Annotated in this window: 18 protein-coding genes; 9 read left to right on the top strand and 9 right to left on the bottom strand. The window is 67.8% G+C overall.

Going from position 1 to position 23,364, the window contains the following annotated elements; translation table 11 throughout:
- Window positions 1-470 precede the first annotated feature (470 nt).
- On the top strand, window positions 471-1,193 hold the full coding sequence (locus OG252_RS51590; RefSeq protein ID WP_329345016.1) for an ISL3 family transposase: 723 nt from the start codon (window positions 471-473) through the stop codon (window positions 1,191-1,193).
- 302 nt (window positions 1,194-1,495) lie between these two features.
- Here OG252_RS51590 and OG252_RS51585 read toward each other — a convergent pair whose 3' ends face one another.
- The 5 genes from OG252_RS51585 to OG252_RS51565 all read right to left on the bottom strand — a co-directional run bounded on the left by OG252_RS51585 (window position 1,496) and on the right by OG252_RS51565 (window position 8,739).
- A complete protein-coding gene (locus OG252_RS51585; RefSeq protein WP_329345015.1) occupies window positions 1,496-2,803 on the bottom strand; it encodes an MFS transporter in 1,308 nt (435 codons plus the stop codon).
- Window positions 2,800-3,408, bottom strand: a complete 609-nt coding sequence (locus OG252_RS51580; protein ID WP_329345014.1) for an ArsR/SmtB family transcription factor — start codon at window positions 3,406-3,408, stop codon at window positions 2,800-2,802. Before OG252_RS51580 ends, OG252_RS51585 begins: the two co-directional genes overlap by 4 nt.
- A 97-nt stretch (window positions 3,409-3,505) precedes the next feature.
- Complete coding sequence (istB, locus tag OG252_RS51575) at window positions 3,506-4,300, bottom strand: IS21-like element helper ATPase IstB (RefSeq protein ID WP_329345013.1); 795 nt, start codon at window positions 4,298-4,300, stop codon at window positions 3,506-3,508.
- Between the two features lie 12 nt (window positions 4,301-4,312).
- Window positions 4,313-5,950 carry an IS21 family transposase gene (istA, locus tag OG252_RS51570; protein ID WP_329345012.1) on the bottom strand — a complete coding sequence of 546 codons (1,638 nt, stop codon included), beginning with the start codon at window positions 5,948-5,950 and terminating at the stop codon, window positions 4,313-4,315.
- A gap of 173 nt (window positions 5,951-6,123) precedes the next feature.
- The gene (locus tag OG252_RS51565; RefSeq protein WP_329345011.1) at window positions 6,124-8,739 is read right to left on the bottom strand and encodes a tetratricopeptide repeat protein; all 2,616 of its coding nucleotides are present in this window, start codon (window positions 8,737-8,739) and stop codon (window positions 6,124-6,126) included.
- A gap of 201 nt (window positions 8,740-8,940) precedes the next feature.
- On the opposite strand from OG252_RS51565, the gene OG252_RS51560 reads away from it, so the two are divergent.
- The 4 genes from OG252_RS51560 (at window position 8,941) to OG252_RS51545 (ending at window position 12,450) form a co-directional block, all read left to right on the top strand.
- Window positions 8,941-9,078 carry a hypothetical protein gene (locus OG252_RS51560; protein ID WP_329345010.1) on the top strand — a complete coding sequence of 46 codons (138 nt, stop codon included), beginning with the start codon at window positions 8,941-8,943 and terminating at the stop codon, window positions 9,076-9,078.
- 257 nt (window positions 9,079-9,335) lie between these two features.
- Window positions 9,336-9,926: a replication/maintenance protein RepL gene (locus OG252_RS51555; protein WP_329345009.1), complete on the top strand. Its 591-nt coding sequence runs from the start codon at window positions 9,336-9,338 to the stop codon at window positions 9,924-9,926.
- A gap of 17 nt (window positions 9,927-9,943) precedes the next feature.
- Window positions 9,944-10,342, top strand: a complete 399-nt coding sequence (locus tag OG252_RS51550) for a winged helix-turn-helix domain-containing protein (protein WP_329345008.1) — start codon at window positions 9,944-9,946, stop codon at window positions 10,340-10,342.
- A 335-nt stretch (window positions 10,343-10,677) separates the two neighbouring features.
- Complete coding sequence (locus OG252_RS51545; RefSeq protein ID WP_329345007.1) at window positions 10,678-12,450, top strand: pentapeptide repeat-containing protein; 1,773 nt, start codon at window positions 10,678-10,680, stop codon at window positions 12,448-12,450.
- Window positions 12,451-12,508: 58 nt separating this feature from the next.
- Here the strand turns inward: OG252_RS51545 and OG252_RS51540 are convergent, their stop codons facing one another.
- The 3 genes from OG252_RS51540 to OG252_RS51530 are packed head-to-tail and all read right to left on the bottom strand — an operon-like array spanning window position 12,509 to window position 17,311.
- Window positions 12,509-14,590, bottom strand: coding sequence for a hypothetical protein (locus OG252_RS51540; protein ID WP_329345006.1), 2,082 nt, complete (start codon window positions 14,588-14,590; stop codon window positions 12,509-12,511).
- Window positions 14,591-14,627: 37 nt separating this feature from the next.
- Complete coding sequence (locus tag OG252_RS51535) at window positions 14,628-16,610, bottom strand: hypothetical protein (protein WP_329345005.1); 1,983 nt, start codon at window positions 16,608-16,610, stop codon at window positions 14,628-14,630.
- Window positions 16,607-17,311 carry a hypothetical protein gene (locus OG252_RS51530; protein ID WP_329345004.1) on the bottom strand — a complete coding sequence of 235 codons (705 nt, stop codon included), beginning with the start codon at window positions 17,309-17,311 and terminating at the stop codon, window positions 16,607-16,609. The genes OG252_RS51535 and OG252_RS51530 overlap by 4 nt, the downstream gene beginning before the upstream one ends.
- Window positions 17,312-17,597: 286 nt before the next feature.
- Between OG252_RS51530 and OG252_RS51525 the strand changes: the two genes are divergently transcribed.
- A complete protein-coding gene (locus tag OG252_RS51525; protein WP_329345003.1) occupies window positions 17,598-18,785 on the top strand; it encodes a hypothetical protein in 1,188 nt (395 codons plus the stop codon).
- A gap of 283 nt (window positions 18,786-19,068) precedes the next feature.
- Here OG252_RS51525 and OG252_RS51520 read toward each other — a convergent pair whose 3' ends face one another.
- Complete coding sequence (locus OG252_RS51520; protein WP_329345002.1) at window positions 19,069-19,644, bottom strand: hypothetical protein; 576 nt, start codon at window positions 19,642-19,644, stop codon at window positions 19,069-19,071.
- Between the two features lie 181 nt (window positions 19,645-19,825).
- Between OG252_RS51520 and OG252_RS51515 the strand changes: the two genes are divergently transcribed.
- The 3 genes from OG252_RS51515 to OG252_RS51505 all read left to right on the top strand — a co-directional run bounded on the left by OG252_RS51515 (window position 19,826) and on the right by OG252_RS51505 (window position 23,233).
- Window positions 19,826-21,370 (top strand): AAA family ATPase, encoded by a 1,545-nt coding sequence (locus tag OG252_RS51515; protein WP_329345001.1) that lies wholly within the window; start codon window positions 19,826-19,828, stop codon window positions 21,368-21,370.
- Window positions 21,370-22,227, top strand: coding sequence for a hypothetical protein (locus OG252_RS51510; RefSeq protein ID WP_329345000.1), 858 nt, complete (start codon window positions 21,370-21,372; stop codon window positions 22,225-22,227). Before OG252_RS51515 ends, OG252_RS51510 begins: the two co-directional genes overlap by 1 nt.
- A gap of 220 nt (window positions 22,228-22,447) precedes the next feature.
- The gene (locus OG252_RS51505; protein WP_329344999.1) at window positions 22,448-23,233 is read left to right on the top strand and encodes a hypothetical protein; all 786 of its coding nucleotides are present in this window, start codon (window positions 22,448-22,450) and stop codon (window positions 23,231-23,233) included.
- Window positions 23,234-23,364: the final 131 nt, after the last annotated feature.

Genomic DNA, 23,364 nt, shown 5'->3' with positions numbered 1-23,364 from the left:
ACTCCACCAGCTCAAGGAACTCACGCCGGGCCCACTCGATGTCGCCCTCCAGCGATGCCTGGTCGTCCGGCCCAATCCGCTGATCCCAGCTCCCGAGTCGGTCTATGCAGCCAAGGTCGAACGCTGGAGGGCTCAATGGCCGGAGGTCACCGTCGAGTCCTGAGCGGCCAGAGCGGCACGATCTTCCAGGACCTGGGCCGATCTGCCGGCTGGGCGTCGGCCTGGTCAGGCGTCGAGGAACTCCGCGGCTGATGTCCCGTAGGGCTTTCCGTGTGCGGCCGTTGACTCGTGACCTGTGCCGCATCAGGCAACGTTGATGGGGATTCTTGAAAATGGCTCTGGCCGCAGTTCCGTGAATACCCAGGTCAGCAGCAGGAACGCGGGATCGTTTCGGCAGCGTACTTCCTGCCGTGGCGAGCAAGACGGTTGAGGATGTGCTGTTTCCTGGGATCGATGTGCGGGTGGAGGGGGTGAGCGACACCTCCGGCATCCTGGTGGTGGAGGCGGTGTCGACGGCCCGCCCAGGCCGGTGCCCGAACTGCCGCAAGCAGGCCCGCCGCGTGCACAGCACGTATCAACGCACCCTGGATGAGCGGCCGTTGGGATCACGCCGGGTAATCGTCCGGCTGCGAGTGCGCCGGTACTTCTGCGACCGGAAGAGTTGTTCCCGCACGACGTTCGTCGAGCAGGTGCTGGGTCTGTCCACACGCTACCGCCGGTCCAGTACCGGGCTGGCGGGCTGGCTGCGGTCGATCGCGATCGAGCTCGGAGGCCGTCCCGCCGCACGGCTGTGCCGCCGATTGCGGCTGACCGCGGGCCGGACCCGGCTGCTCAGGCTGCTGACGGCGCCGACGGTGCCGGACCGTGCCCCGCGGGTGCTGGGGGTGGACGAGTTCGCCTTCCGCAAGGGCTGCACCTACGGCACCGTGCTGGTCGACGTCGAGGCCGGCCAGGTCGTGGACGTGCTGCCCGACCGCACCTCCGAAACGTTCGCGGCCTGGCTCACCGAGCATCCCGGAGCCGAGATCATCTGCCGGGACCGGGCCACGGCCTACACCAAGGCTGTCAAGGAAGCCGCCCCCAACGCCCTCGAAGTCGCAGATCGCTGGCACCTGCTGCAGAACCTGTCCGCCGCGTGGAGAAGACCTGCCACCAGCACCGCGACTGCCTGCGCAAACACGCCAAGGAGGTGACCGCGACCGAGGTGCCCGAGCCCCCCGATGCCGCTACCGCCCGCAGAACTGCCCCGTGGCTTCGAACGAGTCTGCTGGCCCCACGGGAACGAGTTCTCTGGCCCCAGACAGCGATCTTCGGGCCATGATCTGAACGAGTATTTTGGCCCCACCCTCGCAGCGGATCGTGGATCCGATCCACAAGGGCGATGCCACGGGGCGCCCGAACATCATCCGCACTGAGCGACCCGCGGCCTGGCATGCATGTGCCGGGCCGTCGGGTCCGGGAAGTCTTCGCTTGGACCCTGGTGGTTCCCCGGCGATCAGCAAGGCAATGGTCGCGCGTCCGTGTCGCTATCCGGAGCTACCGGATCGTCCGGGGTAAGGGAGTGGATGCGTGGTATCGGCGAGGGCAGCAGCCAGAGCAGGGACAGCGCTCCGCCGACGGCCCCGATGAGGAGGGTCGCCCGGAGGCCGATGAGGGTAGCGAGGAGGCCGCCGAAGACGGCGCCCACAGGGCGTAAGCCGTAATTGATCGTGCTGTACGCACCGGCGACTCGACTGCGCATGCCATCGGGGATCACGTCCGCCTGAAGGGAGTTGAGGTTGACGTCGAACAGCATGACGCCGACTCCGGAGAGGAACTCGGCCATGGCCAGGGCTCCGGCGCGAGCCCAGAGGGGGCCGCCCGCAGCAGCGGCGATGGCGATCGGTGCCGGGAACAACACAGCGCCCACGACGATGCTGCGGCCCACGCCGATTCTTCGCGAGATCTTCGGGGCGATCACCGCGCCAAGGAGCGAGCCGGTGGCGCCGATCCCGAACGCCATGCCGATGACTCCCGCGGTCAGTCCGAGGTTTCGGCTGGCAAACAGCATGATCAGCCCACTGCCCGCGACAAAGGTGAAGAAGTTGACGGTCGCCGCGCATCCGAGGCTCGCCCGCAGCACCGGGTGACGGACGACGAACACCAGTCCCTCCCTGGCACGCCGCAGCAGCGAGGATGCCGCTTGGCCATGGGCGGCTGGGGGTTCGTCGATCGAAACCCGACCGACCAGAACCGCCGACGCCAGGAACGTCAGGGCGTCGAGGACGAGGGCGACGGGAGCGGTCAACGCCTGGACCAGAACACCACCGATCGCCGGTCCGGCGACGTATGAGGCGGACCGGCTGGCACTGAGCTTGCTGTTCGCGTCGACGTAGGACGAGCGAGGCACCAGGTGGGCGAAGAACGGCGGATAGGCGGTGTTGAACAGCACCCCGGCCGCGCCTGTCAGCAAGGCCACGACATACAACTGGCCGAGCGTCACTGCTCCCAAGAGATAGGCAGCCGGGACAGAGAGCAGCACTGCCGCCCGCACCAGGTCGGCGAGCACCATCAGGCGCCGCTTGTGCACGCGGTGGTCGACCCAGGCACCGAGAACGATCGCGAGCAGGTTCGGGCTCCAGATGAGCGCGGTCAGCCATGCCACCTGATTGGCCGAAGCGTGCAGCGCCCCCACCGCGATCAGTGGCAGGGCCAGTTCGGTGATCCGGTCGCCGAACTGCGAGATCGACTGGCCGGCCCAGAAACGACGGAACCGCCGATCACGCCACAGCGATACGGGTAAGGAAGGGTCTGCCGCGCTCATGGCGTCCCGCCGGTCTGATCCTCGGCACTCTCCGGCAGGGCGTAACGCAGCAGCCTGACGCCACGGGCGTCGGCTGGCCGCGCGGCCTTCTCGCGCATCACGTAGGGGGCGAGAACGCGCTCGATCGCGTCCTCGATGGCGGCGAGTTCGTCTGCGGAGACGACGACGCGGGTGTTGGCCAGACCTGCAAGCCGTCGCCATACCGGTTCGAGATTGGGTTCGACCTCGGCAGCCCACCGGTTCGCAAGGTCCCCCGAGCGCAGGAACATCTCCCGGGACAGGACCCGTGCAGCCGACTGGCCCTCCTCATCGTCCGGATCCTCCGGCGCCTCGAACCGAAAGCCGCGTGCCACCGCCTCCCACCGCCGCTGGCGACGGTCCGGGCCGGGCTCGGCATCGCGGACCAGACCGAAGCCCGCCAGATGTCGCAGATGCCAGCTGGTTACTGTCGGAGTTGCTCCCACATCGGGGGCGAGTTGCGTCGCCGTGGCCGGCCCGTGCCGCTGCAGGCGTTCGAGGATCGCCAGCCGCACCGGATGTGCCAGAGCCCGCATGGCCTGCGGATCAGTGATCTCGATATCGCCCAGACGATTACCCGAATCCATAACGTGAGAGTTTCCTCTCACATATTGTGAGAGTCAAGTCTCACGTCTGTCGGCACCGGACAGCCACCTGATGCGCGTGCCAGCGGAGCAGGTGCGATCAAGCGCTGGCGGCGCCTTGCTGGCGGGCTCTGGTGTGGGCAAGGCGGTAGGAGTCGCTGCCGGTCTCGATGATGTTGCCGCCGAAGGTGAGGCGGTCCACGATGGCCGCGCAGAGCCGGGGGTCGGTGAACGTCTTCGTCCACGAGGAGAACGACTCGTTGGAAGCGATCGCCATACTGTTCTTCTCCTCGCGCTCGGTCAGAACCTTGAACAGCAGTTCGGCGCCGCGCCGGTCCAGCTCCATGTAGCCGAGTTCGTCAATGCAGAGGAGATCGACCCGTCCGTAGCGGGCGATGGTCTTCGTCAGCAGCTTCTCGTCGGCGGCTTCGACCAGTTCGTTGACCAGCTTGGTGGCCAGGACGTACTTGACCCGGAAGCCGGCCATCGCGGCCTCGGTGCCCAGCGAGATCAGCAGGTGGGACTTGCCGGTGCCGCTGTCGCCGATCAGACACAGCGGCAGGCCTTTGCGGACCCAGTCGCACGAGGCCAGGGTATGGATGGCCGCCGGGTCGATGGCGGGGTTCGCGTCGAAGTCGAACGTGCGCAGTGCCTTCTCGCGGGGGAAGCCCGCGGCCTTGATCCTGCGCTCGGAGCGGCGGCGGTTGCGGTCGTCGCACTCCGCCATCAGCAGTTCGGCCAGAAACCCACGGTAGGTCATCTGGTCGCGAGCCGCGGCGTCGGCGAGCTCGGAGAACTGGCCACGCATCGTGGGCAGTCGCAGATTGCGGCAGGCCGCGTCGATGGCCGCGTCAGCAGCCGGCTCGGTCAGACCGCGGGGTCGGGTAGCGCTCATGGCGGGACTCCCTTAACTGGTGGGGCGCTCGGCCGGAGGCCGGGTGTGACGCAGGAGCTGGTCGTAGGCGGCCACCGAGGGCAGCGGCCTGGGGTCTGGGGGCAGCGCCGCCAGCCTGCGCGCGGTGAGCGACGCGACAGGAGAGGCGATACGGCCCAGTGCTGTGTCCGAGTCCGGCTCGCCGGGGGTATCTCGTTCGGCGGTCAGGCGGGCTTCAAGGGCCACCGCGTCCGCGGTGAGGGCCCCGGCCCGCAGGGCGGCGGCGATCCCGGCGACGACGTGGTCGTGGCTCATGTGCCGGTGCAGCAGCAGGACTTCGATCAGCGCACGGGTGCCGGCCGCGTCGCCGTGTGCGCGACTGGCGGCCTCCCACCAGGCGTCGTGCACAGGGGTGAACTTCCCGGCCGCGCGGGCTTGGTCCAGCGCGGTCGCCCCGGGCAGTGCACCAGGTTTGCGCAGTAGTCCTTCCAGGTAGTGGTCCAGGTCCAGGCGGCTCCTGCCACGTGTGACAAGACGCTCGTGACGGGCGATTTCGGTGCGGCCTTCGTAGACCACTACCTCGGAGGCGTGCAGCAGGACCCGGACCTGGCGACCGATCAGCCGTACCGGTACCGAGTAGTGGTTCTGCCGCACGGTGATCTGCGCGTAGCGGTCCACTCGTGGTGTCAGGAGCCGCCCGGTCTCGAAGTGGTCCTCGGGCAGTGGCTGAAGCAGGGGTTTTTCGATGGCGAAGAACTCACCGACGGTGCGCGGTCGCTCGCCGATCCGGCGCTGGTCGTCCTGCCGGTCCCATTCATCGATCCGGGCGTTGAGCTCGGCCAAGGTGGTGACGTCCGGGACGGGCACCAGGTGGTTGCGGCGGAATCGGCCGACTTCGCCTTCGACGCCACCCTTCTCATGGGCGCCATCGATGCCCGGCCTGCAGTAGAAGGCGTCCAGGCCGGCCCAGGAGCGGAACGCGGTCCATCGGTCGGTCTCCACCCGGGCTCGGGTGAAGCCGAGCACCCGGGCCACCGCAGAGGTGAGGTTGTCGTAGCGGACCTTGCCCCTGGGGACTCCGCCCAGGACCTGGAATGCGTGGATATGGCCCTCGAAGAAGGCTTCCTGTCCTTGCGAAGCCGATATGTGATGCACGGCCTTTCCGGAGAAGGAGAGCCGGAAGACGAAGAGGTAACACAGGGTGCGCACGCCATCGAGGGTGATGTAGACGTCCCCGAAGTCGACCTCGGCCTCCTCGCCGGGGCGGTGCGTCTGGGGGATGAACACGGTGGGTGGTCCACGGCCCTCCTCGACCCAGATCTCGGGCTTGCGGCGCTTGATGTAGTCGCGGACCCGGCCATAGGAGACGTTGTCCATACCGTGTTCGTCCACCAGTCGGTCGAAGACCCGCTTGGCGGTGTGCCGCTGCTTGCGCGGAGCGTCCAGATCAGCACGCAGAATCGCGTCGATCAGATACTTGTAGGGGTCGATCACCGAAGGCCGCGGAGGCATCGTCTTGCGCGGGGTCGGCCACGGGGAGGTCAGGGCTTCGCGGACCAGCCGCCGGTGCACGCCGTAGCGGCGTGAGAGTTCATGGATCGACAGCTTCTCGGTACGGGAGTCGCGGCGGATCGCCGCGAAGAGCTCCACCTTGGTTCTCGGGCCATCCATGCGGGCCACCTGACTGTCGGAGGCACACCGATGCTCCCACCGCAAGACAGCCCCTGGGGCCACTTCTCACGAACACTCAATTCCCGATCAATCCCGTGGGGCCAGAGAACTCGTTCCCGTGGGGCCAAAGATGTCGTTCACAGCCACCCAGTGTTCCTGGGCGGTTTCTTCGTCTACCGGCGGATCCACAGTTTGATCCGTCGGCGTTGAAGGGACCGGCGTAGCCGTCTGAGGGCTCGCTCGGCGAAGGCCAGTCGCTGGGCATCGCCTACCTCACGGATGACCTCGACGGCTTCGGTGAGCGCTGTGTGTGCCGCCCGGAGTCTCCCGAGTTCCTTGAGCACGAGGCCACGACAGACGAGGACAGCTCCCAAGTAATCCTGGTGATGCTCGAACATGCGCGCCAGTTGTTCCGCGTTCCGGAGTTTCGTGAGGGCGGCCTGTGGTTGTCCGGCGCGGTGGAGTGCCAGGCCGAGGTCGTGCAGGCCGATGATGTTGCACGTTATGTTTTGTGTGTGGACTGCGTACTCGTTCGCGATGTCCAGGGACTCGATCGCCTCTTGGTGGTGTCCCAGCAGGGACTGTGCGTTGCCGAGCGAACCTAGCGCTTCTACCTCGCCGGGTACGTCGCCGGCCATGCGGTAGTAGGCCAGCGAGGCCTGGAAGGCAGCCTCGGCGTCCTCGTACTGGCCGCAGCGGGCCAAGGTGTCGCCGATCAGGCGCCGGGCAGCCGCCAGACCTGCCGGGTCGCCGGCCTGCTGGAAGAAGGCGGCCGACGTCTCGTGGGACCGCATCGCATCCTCGGGCCGGTCCGCCTCCGTCAGGACCACACCGCGCTGTTGGGCGACCAAGGCGCGGGCCCGGTCGTCGAGAAGCGCGGCAGCCTCGTCCGCATCGTCCAGCGCGGCCAGTGCCTCGTCGAAGCGGCCCAGTCCGGTCAGTGCCTCCGAGAGGTCGCCGAGAGCCCGGAACTCCTTGCGCCGGTCGCCGTGCCCCCGCTGGCACGCGTCGATCGCGGATGCTGCAAGGCGCGCCCACTCCGCGTAGTAGCGGCGTTTGCTGAAGAACTCCTCCAAGGCCAGGGCGAGATCCACCCGCCACGCGGAGGCGGGTGCGGAGATGGCCGCCTCGACCACGTTGACCCGCTCCGCCTCCAGCCAGACCATTTTCCGGCGATGGGCCCGGAGCACGAGCAACGTCTCCTCCATGCCCCTGCCGCGGGGGATGGCGGCGGCTGACCGGGCGGCGTCGCGGTAGTGGTGCAGCAGCCGGCCTACCGCGTCCTCGCGGCCGTCCTCCCACGCGTGGGCGCGCCCACGCTCCTCGGCGTACACGCGGATGAGGTCGTGCATCGACCAGTGCTCACGCTCGGCCTCCGACAGTTCGTGGCTTCCCCGCCAGGACCGTTCCAGCAGGTGCATGCGGGCGAGGCCGCGCAGGGCCAGACGGGCCTCGTCCGCCGGGGCGCCGAGCAGAACCGCGGCCGAGGTGGTGGAGACGTCCTGGCCGGGAGCCGACGCCAGCAGCCGGAACACCCGCGCGCGAGACGCCGGCAGATGCTCGTAGCAGAACGAGAAACACGCGCGGACTGTCAGAGGGCGCCCCTCGACGTCGGTCTCATCCTCGTCCTCCATGCCGTCCAGGAGGTTGCGCGCCAGCTCGTCCACCCGCTCGCGCAGGGAGCGGTCGGGTTCTGTCCGCAGCAGGGCGACAACAATGCCCAGCGCAAGCGGTAGCTGACCGCACAACTCGGCGATACGGCGCACCTGTTCGTCGGGGACGGACAGGGTTACGCCGTCCGGCGTGGTGACTGGGGTATCGCCAGGTTCCCGGAGTCGGAGGCTGACGAAGAGTTCGGCTTCCACTGGCGGGAACGGGGCCAGGGCAAGCCGGTGCCGGATCGCGGGGTGTGTATGCCGGGAGGTGAGCAGCGCACGGTGTGGAAGCACGGGCAACAGCTGGGTGATACGCCCGGCCTGCCGCACATTGTCCAGGATGATCAGTAACGGGCGCTGCTGCGCGGCCAGTTCGTCCAGCAGCTGTTGCCAGCGGCGGAGCTTGTCCGCCAGTACGGGCAGTGGCTCTTCCCTCGGCCGCAATGTCCGCAGGAACGCGTCGAGCGTCTCGTCCGGCGCGGCGTCGTGGCTCGGGCTGTGACCGCGCAGATCGGCGAAGAGGACGCCTCCGGGGTACCAGCCGTGCGCTGCCGCGAGTCGCGCCGCCTCGACCACCAGCGCCGTCTTCCCGACCCCGCCCATGCCGGTGACCTCCATAGCGGCCGCCGACGCCAGCGTGCGTATGACCGTCGTCGAGCCGTCCTGCGCTCCCAGCCCCAGCCCTCCCGGCGCCTCCGCCTGTTGCGTCCCCGGCTCCAGCCAGGCCAGGAGCGTGCGCAGTGGCTCCTCCCGACCCACGAACAGGTCGTCAGGGGTGGGGAGCTGCACCGGACCGGTGGGTCCAACGTCCTCGGGCGCCTGCGCCCGCCCGACGCGCGCCTGTTGCAGCAGCTGCTCCCACCAGCTTCGCTCCCGCTTCGTCCAGGAACCGCCCGCCTTCCGTGCCCGCTGCACGGCACGCGCCTCCAGACACCCCACCATGAACAGGAAGAACTCGGAGCTCTGCCTGCCCGGAACGGTCTTGCGCGACAACCAGTCACTGATCGTGGCATCCGACGAGCGCAACGGCGGCCGCCGACGCTCGCCAAGGGCGACCAACCGCGCCAGGACGGGCGACCCCGCCGCCTGGTAGGTCCGCGACAACTCATCCCAGAACCGTTCGGCATCCCCCACCACGCTGCCTCCCCCGCCGGCCTCCGAGCGCGCACTTCCGGCTTCCGACCGTAGACATCCCCGGAAAACCCGGCACAGACGCCTCCAGCAGGCATAAAGCCGTCCGGAACCATTCGGCGGTGCCCGCAAGAAGCCCCGGAAGTGCAGCGATGGAGGCACCCCGGCCCCACCGAGCGGCCGGCCACACCCACGGAGGTCCCCATGCCCCACCACCCGTCCACCACCGCGCGTCGTTCCAGCAGCGACCACCTCCTCCCGGCCCTCAGCCGCATCGCCGCCGCAGCTGTCGCAGGTGCCGTACGCGCCTGGGTGAGCTGGCTCCTCAACCACCACGTGTGATGACTCAGCAGGCCGGTTTCACGATGTCCTCCATCGGGCCGGCCGAGTGATCGCGGGCGCGGAACCAATCTCGTGCGGCACCACACACTGCTCCTCGTCTACAGCCCGGCCACTGGACCGCACACCCGCACGACGCCAATGCCGGTGCCGGCCGACACAAACTTGCGGCAGTCAGCAACTTTCCGGCGCGTAACATGCGGCTGCCCGCAAGTTTTGCCGTACAGTGCCGATCACCTGTATGCGAAAGGATCATCACCATGGGAGAAGCGGCACGGCCGCTGCGCGGGCGCCGCGCAGGACCACCCGGCCAACAGCCCAAGGCCTTCAGAGCTGTTGGGGCCGACGACGGCACAGACCTTGCCCGGCGGATCGCCGAACAGTTCGGCAAGGGCCCGGTCCACGAGGTCAAGACCGTCGTCTACCGCCGGCCCCCGCACGACATGCTCGGCTCCAACGGGTACTCCCTCGTCAGCAACTACTTCCTGCGCCGCGTCCTGCCCTACTGCCTGATGCACAACATCATCAGCAAGCTGCAGGCCGCCGTGCTGTCGAACATGATCGGCAGGCAGAAGAAGGGCAAGATCGAGGCCACCCACGCCGAACTCGCCGAAGAGATCGGCGTCAAGCGCACCAGCATCGGCCACGCCCTGGACGCGCTGTGCGAGAAGAACCTCGTCCGCAAGGTCAAGAGGTCCTCCTACCAGCTCAACCCCCGCGTCGCGTATAACGGGAACGGCCAGGAGCAGCACGACTTCCTGGCCGAGCTGCGGGCACTCGCACTGGACTCCAAGTTCCCCGACGAACTCGCACCCGAGCTCAGCCTGTTCCCCAGGTCTGAGGTCGGCTGACCGAAGGGATCCTCGCCATGCTGTTCAACACCACCGGACTGCTGGGCATGCTGCACCAGCTGCAGCTCACCCCCACGGCGATCGACGTCCTCTCGGTGATGGTCGAGCACCAGGACCCGGGCGGGAACGTCGGGATGAAGCAGTCCGAGATCGACGAGATCCTCGGCGTCGGCCAGGCCTCCATGAGCCGCGCCATGGGCCTCCTCGTCGAACGCGGCATCGTCCTGCGCTCCGGAGGCGGCCGCGGCCACCGCTACGCCCTCAACCCCGCCGTCGCCGGCTACGAGTCACAGACCGAGCTGGAGAAGTCCATGACCCAGCAGCTCGCCATCGGCGGCCCCCCACCGATCAAGGTCCCCGGCTACGCCAAACGCCCGCCCAAGCCCGGCAAGGGCGGCCTCCACGCAGTCGCCTGAACCAGCTCCGAACGCAGCGAGGCCCCGGCGGGATTGCCGGGGCCTTCCGCACCTGTACGCAAAAGCGTCCACCACCAGTATGCCCGCCCTCCTGGCCGCCAGCCACAGGAGCTCGGGCGCGGCAACGAGAGGGCGCGCAGGTCCGGCCGAGGAGAATAGCCAGAGTGACGTACAGTCCAAGAGTTGTCTGCGATTTTTCCTCAGTTGCCGCCCCAGGCGCCTGCGCTGGTACCGCTGTTCCCTCGTACAGCAGATGCCTTGCCCATCTGGAAAACAACCGGCGCGCTGAATACCTGGACAGTTTGTCTCCCGGCGCGGACATCGACTGCAGAGGCGTGAAATTCAGCGACCCACTCTTGCGTGAACTCCTTGATGCGCTGTCTGACTCAATGGGTCATGCCGTCCTGGGCGACGCAGTGTTCGAGGAGGCGCACTTTCAGGGAGCTGCACCTTTCGCCGAAGCATCATTCGCGGGAAAGGCATGGTTCAGCAAGGCGAAATTCAGTGGCGCGGCACAGTTCAAATTTGTGAAATTCGGCGGACCTACCCGATTCCGCGGAGCCCATTTCGCCGGAAAAGCCCATTTCGATCAAGTGAGCTTCGAGCACGGGGTGCACTTCGAGGACGCCCAGTTCGACGCAGAAGCCTCTTTCACGGATGCTCGCTTCGCCGGAGATGCGTGGTTCGACAAGGCGGACTTCGGCGCTGCCGTCTGGTTCGAGAGAGCGGAATTTAGCCAGCAAGTTCGCTTTCCAGACACCCAGTTCCACGAGCCTGCCCTGTTCGACGAGGCGAAGATCGACGGCGAGGCTCGTTTCGATCAGGGGCTTTTTCACCACAAGGCCAGTTTTGATCAGGTTCTCTTCGGTGGCGCAGCCAGCTTCAAGGGAGCCCGGTTCGACGGCATGGCCCGGTTCGACCAAACCCGATTCGCCGACCACGCCTCCTTCGCCGGCGCTCGGTTCAACGATGCCTCCCAGATCGGGGCCCTCGTGTGTGCGCGCACGCTCGATCTGTCCGGAGCGATCTTCACGCTCCCTATGACACTGCAGATCGCGTGTGGCGAGCTGAAGTGCGCGCGCACGCAGTGGGAATCCACGGCGACGCTCCAGGTGCGATACGCCCGCGTAGATCTCACGGGTGCGGTGCTGTCTGCCCCTCTCGACGTGACCGCTCACCCCGTGCCCTTCACGACGCACAGCGGACGCGCAGTGGACGAAAGCCTGCTGAGCAGCCGGGATGAGGCCGTCCAAGTGGTCTCGGTACGCGGCGTGGACGCCGCCCACCTGGTCCTCACCGACACGGATCTCAGCAACTGCCAGTTCAGGGGCGCCTTCCACCTCGACCAGATCCGGATCGAGGGCCGGATCACCTTCGCGAAGGTACCCAAAGGCGTCCGCCCACGCTTCCTTATCTGTCCGGTGCGCTGGTCACAGAGACGCACCGTGGCCGAGGAACATCATTGGCGCGCCCTGGACCCAAAACAGGCACCCAACCCTGACGGCGCCGCAAAAACCATGTGGCGCACCGGGCCCAACCACGACGATCCCGCACGCACACCGGGTCCTGACGACGTAACTGCGGTGTACCGGCAGTTGCGCAAGGCATTCGAGGACGGCAAGAACGAACCCGGAGCCGCGGACTTCTACTACGGCGAGATGGAGATGCGGCGACACGACCGTGACACCACATCCCGCTCCGAACGCGGCCTGCTGCACGTCTACTGGCTCCTTTCCGGCTATGGCCTGCGCGCCTCCCGTGCTGCGGGGTGGCTGACCGCCGCGATGATCACGACCGTTCTGCTGCTCATGGGACTCGGTCTTCCGCAGAACTCCCCCAGGCAAGAAGCGAGCGGTAACGTGCCGGCCGGTGGCGGCCATGTCACCTTCACCATCGACAAGGACGACCCGCAAAACCCCACGCACGACCGGTTCACCGGCAAGCGGTTCGAGAAGGCACTCAACGTCACCCTCAACTCCGTGATCTTCCGCTCCAGCGGCCAGGACCTCACCACCACCGGTACCTACATCGAGATGGGCTCCCGCCTCCTGGAGCCGGTCCTTCTCGCACTCGCTGTCCTCGCCGTCCGAGGACGAATCAAACGCTGACGATCATGTCTCGCGGCGACAGTGTTTCTGGCACGCCCACCGCCGCATCGTCCGCCAGTCACTTGCGGGAGTAGGCAGAGGGCGTCACCCGATTGCCTGCGACGATGCCGACGACCACCGCCCGGTCGGTGGTCGTTCCCTTGGGCCGGTGGAGGGTGGTCCACACAGCCTCGTCGACGCGCATGTTGCCTTGAGTGTCGCTCTTCGGCGTGAGATCGAGGACGAGGAGCTGCCCGAAAGGGGCGTTGGTGTTGCTGTACTCGGCGGCTTGGGCGAGGTAGCGGCCTTCGAGGTACATGCGGTCGTTGTCGGAGCCGTCCTGTTTGATCTCAGTCAGGTAGCGAAGGGCACCGAAATGCGCCATGACGTCTGCGCGGCCCATGCCAACATCGACAGGCTCGACGAGGACGACGTTGTGCAGAGGACCTGCATGGAGCCACTGGTGGAAGTCGCGTTGCAGGTCGGCCTCGACCGCTTTCCGCGCGCCCTTCCCCTCAGGTTTGCGCCGGTAGTCGAAGGGCGGCGGTTCGTCCTTCTTGGTTGTGCCGAGGAGGTTGCTGCGTGTGAGATCGGAGCGGCTCTTGAGGAAAAGGAGTGTCTGCTCGACCAGCGCTGAAAACGTTCTGCGCACCTCCCCCGTGAACGTGGAGTGAGCGGACAGTTCGGTCATGAGCTCATCCAGCTTGGGCACAATGAGGGGATCAGTGGCCTTGAGGCGGGAGACGTCGCTGTCGAAAGCGAGGCCTTCGAGGAGGAGCAGCTGCTGGTCGTCCAGTGCGATACCGATGCTGATGGCCCGATCTCCCAACAGAAGCAGCAGAGTCGGTGCCAGTCGCTGCAAGCGGGTCATCGCCGCTCCGCCAGGGTCGTCGTCATCGCTCCCACCACCGCCCGGCGAAGGGGCCGCGGCCTCAGGTTCGCGCTGGGCGGCGGCTTCGACAGCCTGAAGCAGGGCGCTGGCGGTGGCGGCGTCGAAGCCTCGTACGGCGTGCTGATCTGATTCTTGAGCGGCTCGGCGCAGCTGGGCCAGGAAGGCCTGCTGTCGCAGGAAGCGGTCTTCAATCGCCGGCTGGACCAGATGGACCATGCCCTGGCTGGTGTCGCCGGCCAAGGGGCAGACGGTGCGGGCAGCGCTGTAGGCGCTGAGTACGGTGTCCAGTGCTTGCCAGGCGTCCATCCAGGCGTCCTCCTGGAGAGCCGTTGCGGCGGCACGCAGCTGCAGGATGAGGCGTTGCCAGGCGATCTCTGCCGAGCGGCGTGGCTGCAGCCAGGAGGCCTGGTATGTGCGGTGGAGCCAGGCTTCGCGCTGGTCCAGGGCGTCGGCGATCTCATCGGCTGCACGCGTGATGGTCTCTGCGTCGTGCCGGCTGAAGGCCAGGATGGCGTCACAGACGGCGGCGTAGGTGCGGGCGTCGTCACGGGCCTCTTCAGCCTGCGCAGCGGTCTCGAACTGTTTGCGGGCCAGCACGAGGTGACTGGTGATGGCACCCAAGTCCTGGGAGGTCAGGGCACGTCGCAGCAGGTCGCAGCCGAGTTCGAACATGGCGTCCACGTCGGCGGCTTCGTCGTGGGTGAGCTGCTGCAGCAGATTGCGCACTGTGTCGGCGATCGTGTCCTCATCTGACCATCGGTCGAGGGTCAGGCCGAGTAGGCGCGGGAGACGTTCGAGGAAGTCTTCGGGTCCGTCGCTCGGCACGTCTTCGAGGGCTTGCCACACCTTGAAGGGGGTGACCGCATCGGCCACGGCCAGGCGGACGGCGCCCTCAAGACGGGCTGCGGCCAGAAGCGGGGCGCGTTCGATCTGTTCGAGCAGGTCGTTCAGCAGGGCAGTAGTCAGGGGCTTGCCCAGTGCCTTGGCGGCCGTGGGGCTGTGCAGCAGGGCGTCCATGGATGCAGAGAGGTGCAGGACACTGGGCTGCGAGGCCAGCCCTTTGGGGAATGCGGTGGCTGCGGGCTGCCACTGGGTGTCGCTGCGGTCGTATGCGTCGGCGACAGCCTCGGCGAGGTAGGGGGCGAAGGGGCCGGCGGCGACATCGCCGGCCTCGCTGGCGACCGTGTCGGGGCTGAGTCCGATGGCAAGGAAAGTTATGGCCTGGCCGTCTGCGGCCAGTTCGGTGAGCCGGTCGGCGAGTTGCGGCATGGCAGCCGTCCCTTCTTGCCTGGTATCGGGCGTGGCATCACCACAAGGAGGCACCGGCCTCGGCCTGCCGGATGGTGTCCGCAGGGAGCGTGGCGACGGCGAGATCGAAGTCTGCAGTGGTGATGACCACCTGCAGGTCGCTCTCGGCGGCAACGGTGGCCAGTTCCGTGAAGAGCTTACGGGCGTCGGCGGATTGCATCTCCTCGGACTTGGGGCTGTCAATCAACAGCAGTCCGGGATGCGTGGATACGCCGTAGCGGCGGCCGACGCGCAGCAGGGCGATGACGACCGCGATGCGTAGCCGCAGACGCGCGCCAGCCGTCTGGTCCTTGAACCACTCCTGCTTGCTGCCCAAGGGGTAGATCCTCAAGCGGGCGCCGCGGTCGATCGACACCGACTGCAGCGAGGGGACACCAAATGAGGTCGCCAGATCGGCGATTTCCTTGTTGACTTCGCGGAACAGCGCATCGGCAGCAGCCTTGCTGTCCTGCTCCAGCAGATCGGCGGCAGCTGCCAGAATGTTGATGGTCTTCGCCTCAGCCGCATCCGTGGCCGGCGTCTCCGGCTCACGGAATACGCTGAGCGCGCCTTCCAGCCGCAGCACGTTCTCCTGCGCGGCAAGACGCGCAGGCAAGTCGGCAGCGGACTGAGCGCGCCGAAGCTGTCCCTGAGCGGCCTCCAGTTGCTGGGTCAAGCGGTCGACGTCAGCCTCGGCTCGTTCCAGATTGTCTTTGGCTGCTGCCTCGACGGTGGCGCTCGTCTCCAGCCGATCCTGCGCCTCTGCGGTGATTTCCTGCGGCTCTTCATCGTCGCCGCTGACCTCCCGCGCACACACTGCGCAGGTGCCGGCGTGCTGTTCCTGGTTTCGGCGCGCGTCGTCGATGTCCTTGTCGCAGCGCGGGCAGTTGGCCGGGTTCAGCCCGTGGAAGAGCCGACGTGCGGTGGCGCTCTCGGTGACGTCGTTGAGGAGCTTGGCAGCCTGCTGACGCTCGGTGCGGGCCCGGCGGAAAACCCGGGAGGCCTCGTCCCACTCGTCTTGTGCGTCGGCCAAGGCACGGGCCAGTTGTACGGCGTCTTTGGCGAGGTCGACCAGCGACGCATCCTCACCGTCATCGGGCAGCAGGCGCGCCAGTTGCTCGTGGGCACGCGCGAGGTCCGCTTCGAGGCGTTCGCGCTCCGAGGTCCGTTCCGCCGCTTCGGCGGCCGCCGCCGTACGGCGTGCCTTGTCCTCGGCGGCCCGCACGTCGTGAACGGTCTTCACGCGGGTGAGCGCAGCCGCAGCGGGTAGGTCGAGGAACACCTGCATCAGACGTCCCGGCAGGCCGTTGGAGGTGACCTCTCCCAGCAAGGCCTTGTCCCCGCCGGCCGGAAGGTAGACGGCTCCGAAGTAGGCGGGCCAGCCATGGGTCTGGGTGCTGGTCTCCTTGAAGCTGTTGACCAGCGGCTGCAGGTCCATCCGGCGCAGCATCAGTCCGGCGATCTGCTCTGCGTAGCTGTCGGTGCTGGACGCCCGCAGCAGCGCCGTGATGCCTCGGCCCGGGTCGGGGGCGCGCACACCGGGCAGCGAGGCGATGTCGCTGCCCGTCAAGACCACGGCTGAGGTGATCTCTCCGTCGGTGAGATCGATCCGAAATCCCATGGGTTCGCCCGCGACGGTCGCGTCGAGATCCACGTGGTGCAGCCATCCGCGGACACGGTTTTGCATCTCGTTTCGCGGCGTGCCGCGAAGGCACCACGTCAGCAGTTCCAGCACGGACGTCTTACCCCGGAAGTTGGAGGCGACGAGAGCTGTCAAACCGGGACCGAACGACAGGGGGGTATCGAATGGGCCCGGTTGGACGTCGCCCGTGCGCTCCCCTGCCACTCGCAGCCGGTGCACGTGCAGCGACCGCGGCCGCGCCGGGGAGATGACCAACGGCAGCCCGTACTCGGTGAACACGTCGCGGATGTGGTCGACCTCCACGCCGGCCTTTTGCGCGATTCGCGCCTCGAGCAGAACCTCTGACTGCACCGTGCTCATGCTGCCCCCGGTCCCTGTTCTTGCAGTTCCTGCCGGAAGGCCGCCAGTCGTCGACGCGCCTGCTCACTGATTGCTCCGATCCGGCTCCCCCGCGGCGTCTCGGCATACTCACGCGTCAGGTACTGCTGCTTCTTCAGCTCAGTGCCGCTCTTCTCCCCTGCGAGCCGCATGACCTGCTCAACCCGCTGCACGTAATAGTCGAATGCTGGCTCCTGGCGGATGATCTCGCGGGCCACATGACGGCCGTGTTCCAGCAGGAAGTAATCGTGCTGCCGCACCCGGTTGACGGTTCCTCGCCGCTTGCGGATCAGCAGCCCGGCGCTACGCAGTACGGACAGCGCATCGTCCAGCCACTCGTAGGCGCCGAAGTGATGCCGCAGCATCGGATAGCGCCGCACCTCCGGCTCCTCGGAATCCAAGATGCGGCCGGCGATGTCCAGCAGTGCCTCTTCGTGGTCGCCCTCATACGCGGTCAGCAATTCGTTGGCCAGGTAGTCCGGGTTGCGTAGCCAGAAGTCCAGCTTCTGTAGCTTGACCTGCGTCCGCATGACACCCACGGATTGCTCCAGAGCTGGCATGGCCTTTTCCGCTGCCGTCAGCGGCTCGCACGCCCCGTCGATCAGCAGCAGCAGACGCACCGCGTCTTGCTCCCGGCTGGTCACCGAATCCCCCGGCCCCCGGGCCGCCCCCTCGTGATCCATTACGACAGCGTAACCATGCGCACACGAGCCTGACCATGGTGTGACTGCGGCGAACGTGCCCCAGGCAGGTGATCCGAGACTCTGGTGCACCGCCGCCGGGGCACGGACCCTCTGCGTACGGACGCAATTGGCAGCGGTCGGGCGAGCGTTTGCCGGTCAGGCCGCACCACTTCCTCGCTTGCCGCGGCCTATGACAATGCAGGTGGCCCTGCCCCTGCGCACCCTCCAGTGTCGAGCCGCAAGCACTGGGAGCGTCGGCACCACGGTGAGCGGCGAGAATGAGGCTATGGCGGACTACTCCTGGGTCATGGTGGGCGAACACAGGTTCCTGCCTGCGGGCTACGGCTACTTCCCCGACGTCGCGGCGCTGTTCGCCGAATCGGAGCGTCAGCCCTGCCTGGACGGTACCGACGGCGAGTCAGCCATTCGCTGCGGCTACCTCGCGAGCGCCCACGTCCTCCTTGAGCGACTCCATGCTCTGGGCATTACACCCGATCGCGTACGCGCCGACCTCGATACCGCGCTCGGCGCGCTCGCCGAGCAGCTCCCCCACCCCATCCCAAGCCGCGCCGCCTTCCTGGACGAGCTTCGCGCCCTACTCGCCTCCGACGGCGCCTCCTGGGACGACAAGGAGCTCTTCGACCGCTATCTCGACCTGAGCACCATCATCGATGGACTCCGTGGACACATGGAGATCCGCAACCTCGTGAGGGTGCTGCTGGAGTGCAGCCCCACGCAGGCGCTGGTTGGTCTGGACTTGTCCGAACTTGACCGCGAGGGCATCAGCGTGGACCCGCACCAGCCGCTCGCCAGCCAAGCCCGCAGCGAGCAACTGGCCGAGGTCGCCCAGAACGCCTCCCTGCTCGTCCTGACCGAAGGGAGCAGTGATGCGGACCTGCTTGAGCTGGGAATGCGCGTCACCCACCCGCATCTGGTCGGCTTCGTCAACTTCATGAACTTCCGTCTTGCCCCGGCCGAACGAAACGTCGCTGCCCTGGTGAAGACGGTGAACGCCTTCATCGTCGCTGGCGTCGCCAACCGCTTCGTCGCCATCGCCGACAACGACACAGCCGGTCACGACGGGCTTGCCAAACTAACGGCTCGTCAGCATCCCCCGTCCTGCCGCGTGCTGCACTACCCCCCACTGGGACTTCTAGCCGCCTACCCTGCCGTAGACGCTGACACCGGCCTGCTCACGAGGACCGACGTGAACGGGGCGGCTGGGGCGCTGGAGATGTACTTCGGCCGGGACGTGTTGACCCGCGGCGACGGCACACTGATGCCCGTCCACTGGGGCGGCCTGGTCTCCCAACTCGGGCGCCGCCAGGGTGCGCTGTCTCCCGCTGACAAGAAGGCCACACAGAAGCAGTTCCGCCGGAAAGCAGCGGCAGCACAGGCCGGCAACAGTGCCGGCGACGAAGACTGGGAAGGGATCCGCGCGATCATCGACGCCATCGTCCACGCGTTCGACTGACGTCCGACCGATCGTGACGCTCACCGGAAGCAGTCCTGGTTTTCGCCTCGGCTGACCGGGACGAACCGCTCGGAGGTCTCGCAGTCGCTGCGAGGCCACCACGCTTTCACCAAGGTCGCCGCCGACACGCCACGCTCACGACCGGGCAGGGGGCGCTGACGAAGCACGGAGCCGCTGCCTCACGTGGACGGCGGCTTCGGATCGCCGCGAGCCAGTCCTACGGCTCGCGGTGGCGGAACTCGTAGGAGCTGACCGAGAGCCGCCGCAGTCCGGTACCGGGGGCTCAGTGGAGGAACTCGTTGCGGCGTGGAGGGACTTGGCCCCGATTGCGGTTGGCGAAGGGGAGCGCCCCGTGAAGCGCGGTGAACTCCGCGATCAGCTCCGCCTCGGCCTGCCCGGCGGGCGGCTCGGCCACGGTGCGCCAGGCGACCATCAGCGTGTCGGAGTCGGCAAGCTGCCAGATGTACTCGCCGCCGCTGTGGCCGGCGTTGCGCCCCTGGCCCTGGCGGCGGTAGGCGTTAAGCCGTTCGCTCAGCCCTTTTCGGCCAGCAGCTTTGCCGACGTACACCACTGTGGCGCCGGGCACCCAGGCGCTGTTCAGGGTGGCGGTCGTCGTGGAGGGGTCGTGGCCCTTGCGGTGGCCGGCGGGACTGCGTGCGAGGAAGACCGGGGGTGAGGCGGCGGGGCGCAGCACGACGTAGATGCCCTCCCCGGCGGGGACGTTGCTGTGCGGGAGATCGGCGAACGGCACGAAGCCGACGAAGCCGCGCTCCGTCAGCGTCGCGCGTGTCAGGGGCACGGGGCGGCCCGTTGAGGCCGCGCCGGGGCGGTTCTCGGCTGTTTCGGGCCCGGTCGTCATCGTGTGTCTACCTCCAGGGTGGAGCGGCCGTCCCGCAGCTCGCGGAGGTCGGGGGATGTGGTTGTGGAGCGTGCCAGGGCTGACCCGGCCGCGTGCATCGGCTTGTGCGTGCCCTCAACTTGACCGCTCAGCTCGGGATAGTGTTCTTGAGCTGGGCGTGCGGCAAGTCTATGGAGGCCCCGTGTTCATCGACGTCGTCCAGGTCTCTAAAGAGCCGCCCGCTCCTGGATCAGCCGGGCTCGTGCTCGTGCCCGTCAACACCCACGATCAGGGCTACCGCACCACCTACCGGCTCTACATCCGTGCAGAGGACCACGGGCGGGCCCTGCTTCTCGGCACGGTCAAGATCGGCAGCACTGAGCAGCAGCCCGGCGGGCGCGCCCTGCGCGCCGGACGGTACTCCTCGCTGAACGCGAACGGCCGCCGTCTGTGGTTCTCCCTCGGTCAGGACGACGAGTACTACGTCAACATCGCCGCGCTGGGCAACGAGATCCGGATCTCTATCCTGACCGCTCTGGGTGACATCGCTTACGACCCCGACCCCTTCGCCGTGGCGATGGAGCATGCGGTAACCCACGTGTCCCTGCTCCGCACCGTCACCTCGGTCACCGTAGAGCAGCAGTTCAGACGCATCGCCAGAGGAGGCGCCCGTCTCGGGAGGGGCTACGACTACCAGTACGTCGGCCCCCGAAGCCCGGACGGACACAGCAGAACGACCCTCGACTTCGTCGTCGACCCGCTTTCCATACCCCCCAGCAACATCCACGTCCTGATCGGGCGCAACGGCGTGGGCAAGACGACCCTCCTCAGGGAGATCGCGCGGGCCGCTGTCCGGGTCGACCAGGCCGACGACGGCAGCGGTTTCTGGCCCAGGGGCGCCGCGCCGTCAATGCCGATGCTGGCCAACGTAGTGTCCATCAGCTTCAGCGCCTTCGACCCGTTCGCGAACCTCGTAGACCAACGACCGGACGGGCTCGTCTCCTTCGAGTATGTGGGCCTGCACATCCGAGCCGGCGCTCACGACGAACGCAAATCACACACGGACCTGGCCGCCGAGTTCTCCGGCAGCCTCGCCGCCATCCACTCCTCCGGCAGGACACAGCGCTGGGCCCGCGCCGTCAGCGGCCTCATGACGGACCCCGCCTTCGCGGCAAGCAGCGTTCCGGGCCTCGTTGACGACATGGCCGGCACCGGCCCCGACACCTTCACCCACGAGGGCCCGCAAAGGGTGTTCGCCGAGCTGAGCTCCGGCCACGCCTGCGTGATACTCATCCTCACCCGGCTTGTCGAGCTCGTGGCCGAACAGACCCTGGTGCTCCTCGACGAGCCCGAGAGCCACCTGCACCCGCCGCTGCTCTCCGCCTTCATCAGAACCCTCTCCCAGCTCCTGGCCGCCCGCAACGGCGTCGCCATCATCGCCACCCACTCTCCTGTCGTCCTCCAGGAAGTCCCACGGTCATCCGTGTGGAAGCTCATCCGGCACGGCCGCCTCCGGGCCGAGCGCCCCAGCATCGAAACGTTCGGCGAGAACGTGGGGGTCCTCACCCACGAGGTCTTCGGCCTGGAGGTTCGGCAATCCGGCTTCCTCGCGACCCTCCAGGCGGCTGTCGACCAGCTGGACACCTACGAGCAGGTGCTGCAGCATTTCGGCGGCCAGCTCGGCAGCGAGGCCAAAGGGATCGTCCGGATCCTGCTGGCGGACAAGTCCGCGGGTGAGGACAGCTGATGTGGCCCCTGCGCCCACCCCGTTACGACGCCCGCACCTCCTACGAGACCTGCATCTCCCGCACCAGGGAGATGGGCGAGCAGAAACGGCGCACCCGCCTGGCCGCAGCCGCGGACGCCGTCGAAGCATCCGGCGACCAACTCCGGGCCGCAGCCGTCGAGCAGACGCTGCACGCCCTCGAACCCGAGGACTTCCAGATCCCCGGGATCCGCACAGGCGAGAAAGCCGTCACCTGGATCTACCAGAACGGCATGGTCAGCGGTCCCGGCCGCGCCATCTACGACGAGCTGATGAGCGCCCCAGAGAACGAGCGATGCCCGCTGTGCGGGCACGGGACGGTCAGCCAACTCGACCACTTCATGCCCAAGAACAGCTACCCCGCCCTGTGCGTGGACCCCCTCAACCTCATACCGGCATGCTCCGACTGCAATTGGGCCAAGGGCGACACAAGAGCCGGCACCCCTGACGAACTACCCCTCCACCCGTACATCGACGACATCGACGGCGAACCGTGGCTCGACGCCAGGGTGATCCACGAGGACGGATTGGTACGGCTGGAGTTCTTCGTCGCTCCTCCCTCGGCCTGGGACCACACCCTGGCCGCTCGTTGCCGCAGCCACTTCCGGCTTTTCGGTCTTCGGAAGGCTTACGCCCTTAAGGCCAACGGCCATATCAGCGAGATTCGCGGCTACCTGAGATCACTGCTGGCCACAGGCGGAGCCGACGCTGTGCAGCGCCACCTACTGGACGTAGCCTCCAGCTCCCTCACCCAGCGCCCCAACAGCTGGATGGGCGTGACCTACCGGAGTCTGGCCCGCGACATGGACTTTTGCCAGGGAGCGTTCGGCGGTTTTTAGCTGTCGGCGGGCGCGTCCGGGGTGCCGGAGGCGACGAGGTGGAGGCACACAGCCGTCAAGAGCTCGCAGGATTTGGGGTGCGGTCGTCACGGCGGTGCGGGTCGGACATCGGCCAGCAGGCTGCGGGCCCACCGCGTGGCGCGGGCGCGTTCGTGGGGTCAGGTGGGCGGGTGCCGGAGGGTACGGACGGCGTCGGCGAATGAGGCGTGGCGCTCTCCCGGTGGCCTGGACGTGCCACCTCCTGGCGAGGCTGCGTGATAGGGCTGGTGACCGGTCGGCGGCAGCTGCGGCCTATCGCGAGGCGGCGGCCCTGGGCGTCGGCGCGGCCTGGCGCGACCTGGCCCTGCTCGCCGAGTCGGACGGCGACAGCATGGCCGCAGAGGAGGCCGCCGCCCAGGCGGCTCGCACCGGCGATCCGGAGGCGTGGACCGCGCTGGCCGAAGCGCGGGAGGAGATCGGTGACGACGCGGGCGCCGCGCACGCCGCTGCGGAGGCGGCACGCGCGGGTGACCTGGACGCCTGGATCATGCTGGCGCGAGCCCGGGAGAATGCCGGGGACAGGAGCGGCGCAGAGCTCGCCGCCAACCTGGCGGCCGAGCGCGGTGCAACGGACGCCTGGTCCGCGCTTGCCCGGATGCGGGAACGCGCCAGGGACCGGGAGGGATCTCGGCGCGCGGTGCTGCGGGCGGCCGACTTGGGCGCCTCCGACGCCTGGACGGCATTGGGTCGTGTGCGCGAGCAGCTTGGCGACATCGCCGCAGCTGAGCGCGCCTACGTCCGCGGCTGTGAAGCCGGTGACACGGAGGGGTACACCGCGCTCGGCGCCCTGTACCTGGGCCAGGGACGGACCCCCGAGGCATGCGCCGCGTACCGGTCGGCCGTGGACGCGGGACTCCCCGACGCCTGGGAAGGTCTGCTGGCGACGATGCCGGCCCAAGCGCCCCGCGCGACCTCGGCGCAGATGGTGGCTCGGCTGCGCACGACGGGCCTTCCGGCGCAAGGGTGAGCGGCGCTCCAGCTCGGTCGGTGTGGATCATCGTCAGCTGATACCCGTGCGATGCCTCGGGGGTGACCCCGGTGCTGACGACCAGCCGTGCTGACGACCCACGACTGGCCGGGCAGCCGCGCTGCTTCTGC

It is taken from the genome of Streptomyces sp. NBC_01352 (assembly GCF_036237295.1).
In the GTDB taxonomy this organism is placed as follows: Bacteria; Actinomycetota; Actinomycetes; order Streptomycetales; family Streptomycetaceae; genus Streptomyces; species Streptomyces plumbiresistens.
This window is presented reverse-complemented; position numbering and strand designations above follow the sequence as displayed.

Excerpts from the sequence above, each read along its gene's own strand:
- OG252_RS51585 (WP_329345015.1), bottom strand. The coding sequence starts at position 2,803 with ATGAGCGCGGCAGACCCTTCCTTACCCGTATCGCTGTGGCGTGATCGG.
- OG252_RS51580 (WP_329345014.1), bottom strand. The coding sequence starts at position 3,408 with ATGGATTCGGGTAATCGTCTGGGCGATATCGAGATCACTGATCCGCAG.
- istB (WP_329345013.1), bottom strand. The coding sequence starts at position 4,300 with ATGAGCGCTACCCGACCCCGCGGTCTGACCGAGCCGGCTGCTGACGCG.
- istA (WP_329345012.1), bottom strand. The coding sequence starts at position 5,950 with ATGGATGGCCCGAGAACCAAGGTGGAGCTCTTCGCGGCGATCCGCCGC.
- OG252_RS51560 (WP_329345010.1), top strand. The coding sequence starts at position 8,941 with ATGCCCCACCACCCGTCCACCACCGCGCGTCGTTCCAGCAGCGACCAC.
- OG252_RS51555 (WP_329345009.1), top strand. The coding sequence starts at position 9,336 with ATGGGAGAAGCGGCACGGCCGCTGCGCGGGCGCCGCGCAGGACCACCC.
- OG252_RS51550 (WP_329345008.1), top strand. The coding sequence starts at position 9,944 with ATGCTGTTCAACACCACCGGACTGCTGGGCATGCTGCACCAGCTGCAG.
- OG252_RS51540 (WP_329345006.1), bottom strand. The coding sequence starts at position 14,590 with ATGCCGCAACTCGCCGACCGGCTCACCGAACTGGCCGCAGACGGCCAG.
- OG252_RS51535 (WP_329345005.1), bottom strand. The coding sequence starts at position 16,610 with ATGAGCACGGTGCAGTCAGAGGTTCTGCTCGAGGCGCGAATCGCGCAA.
- OG252_RS51530 (WP_329345004.1), bottom strand. The coding sequence starts at position 17,311 with ATGGATCACGAGGGGGCGGCCCGGGGGCCGGGGGATTCGGTGACCAGC.
- OG252_RS51525 (WP_329345003.1), top strand. The coding sequence starts at position 17,598 with ATGGCGGACTACTCCTGGGTCATGGTGGGCGAACACAGGTTCCTGCCT.
- OG252_RS51520 (WP_329345002.1), bottom strand. The coding sequence starts at position 19,644 with ATGACGACCGGGCCCGAAACAGCCGAGAACCGCCCCGGCGCGGCCTCA.
- OG252_RS51510 (WP_329345000.1), top strand. The coding sequence starts at position 21,370 with ATGTGGCCCCTGCGCCCACCCCGTTACGACGCCCGCACCTCCTACGAG.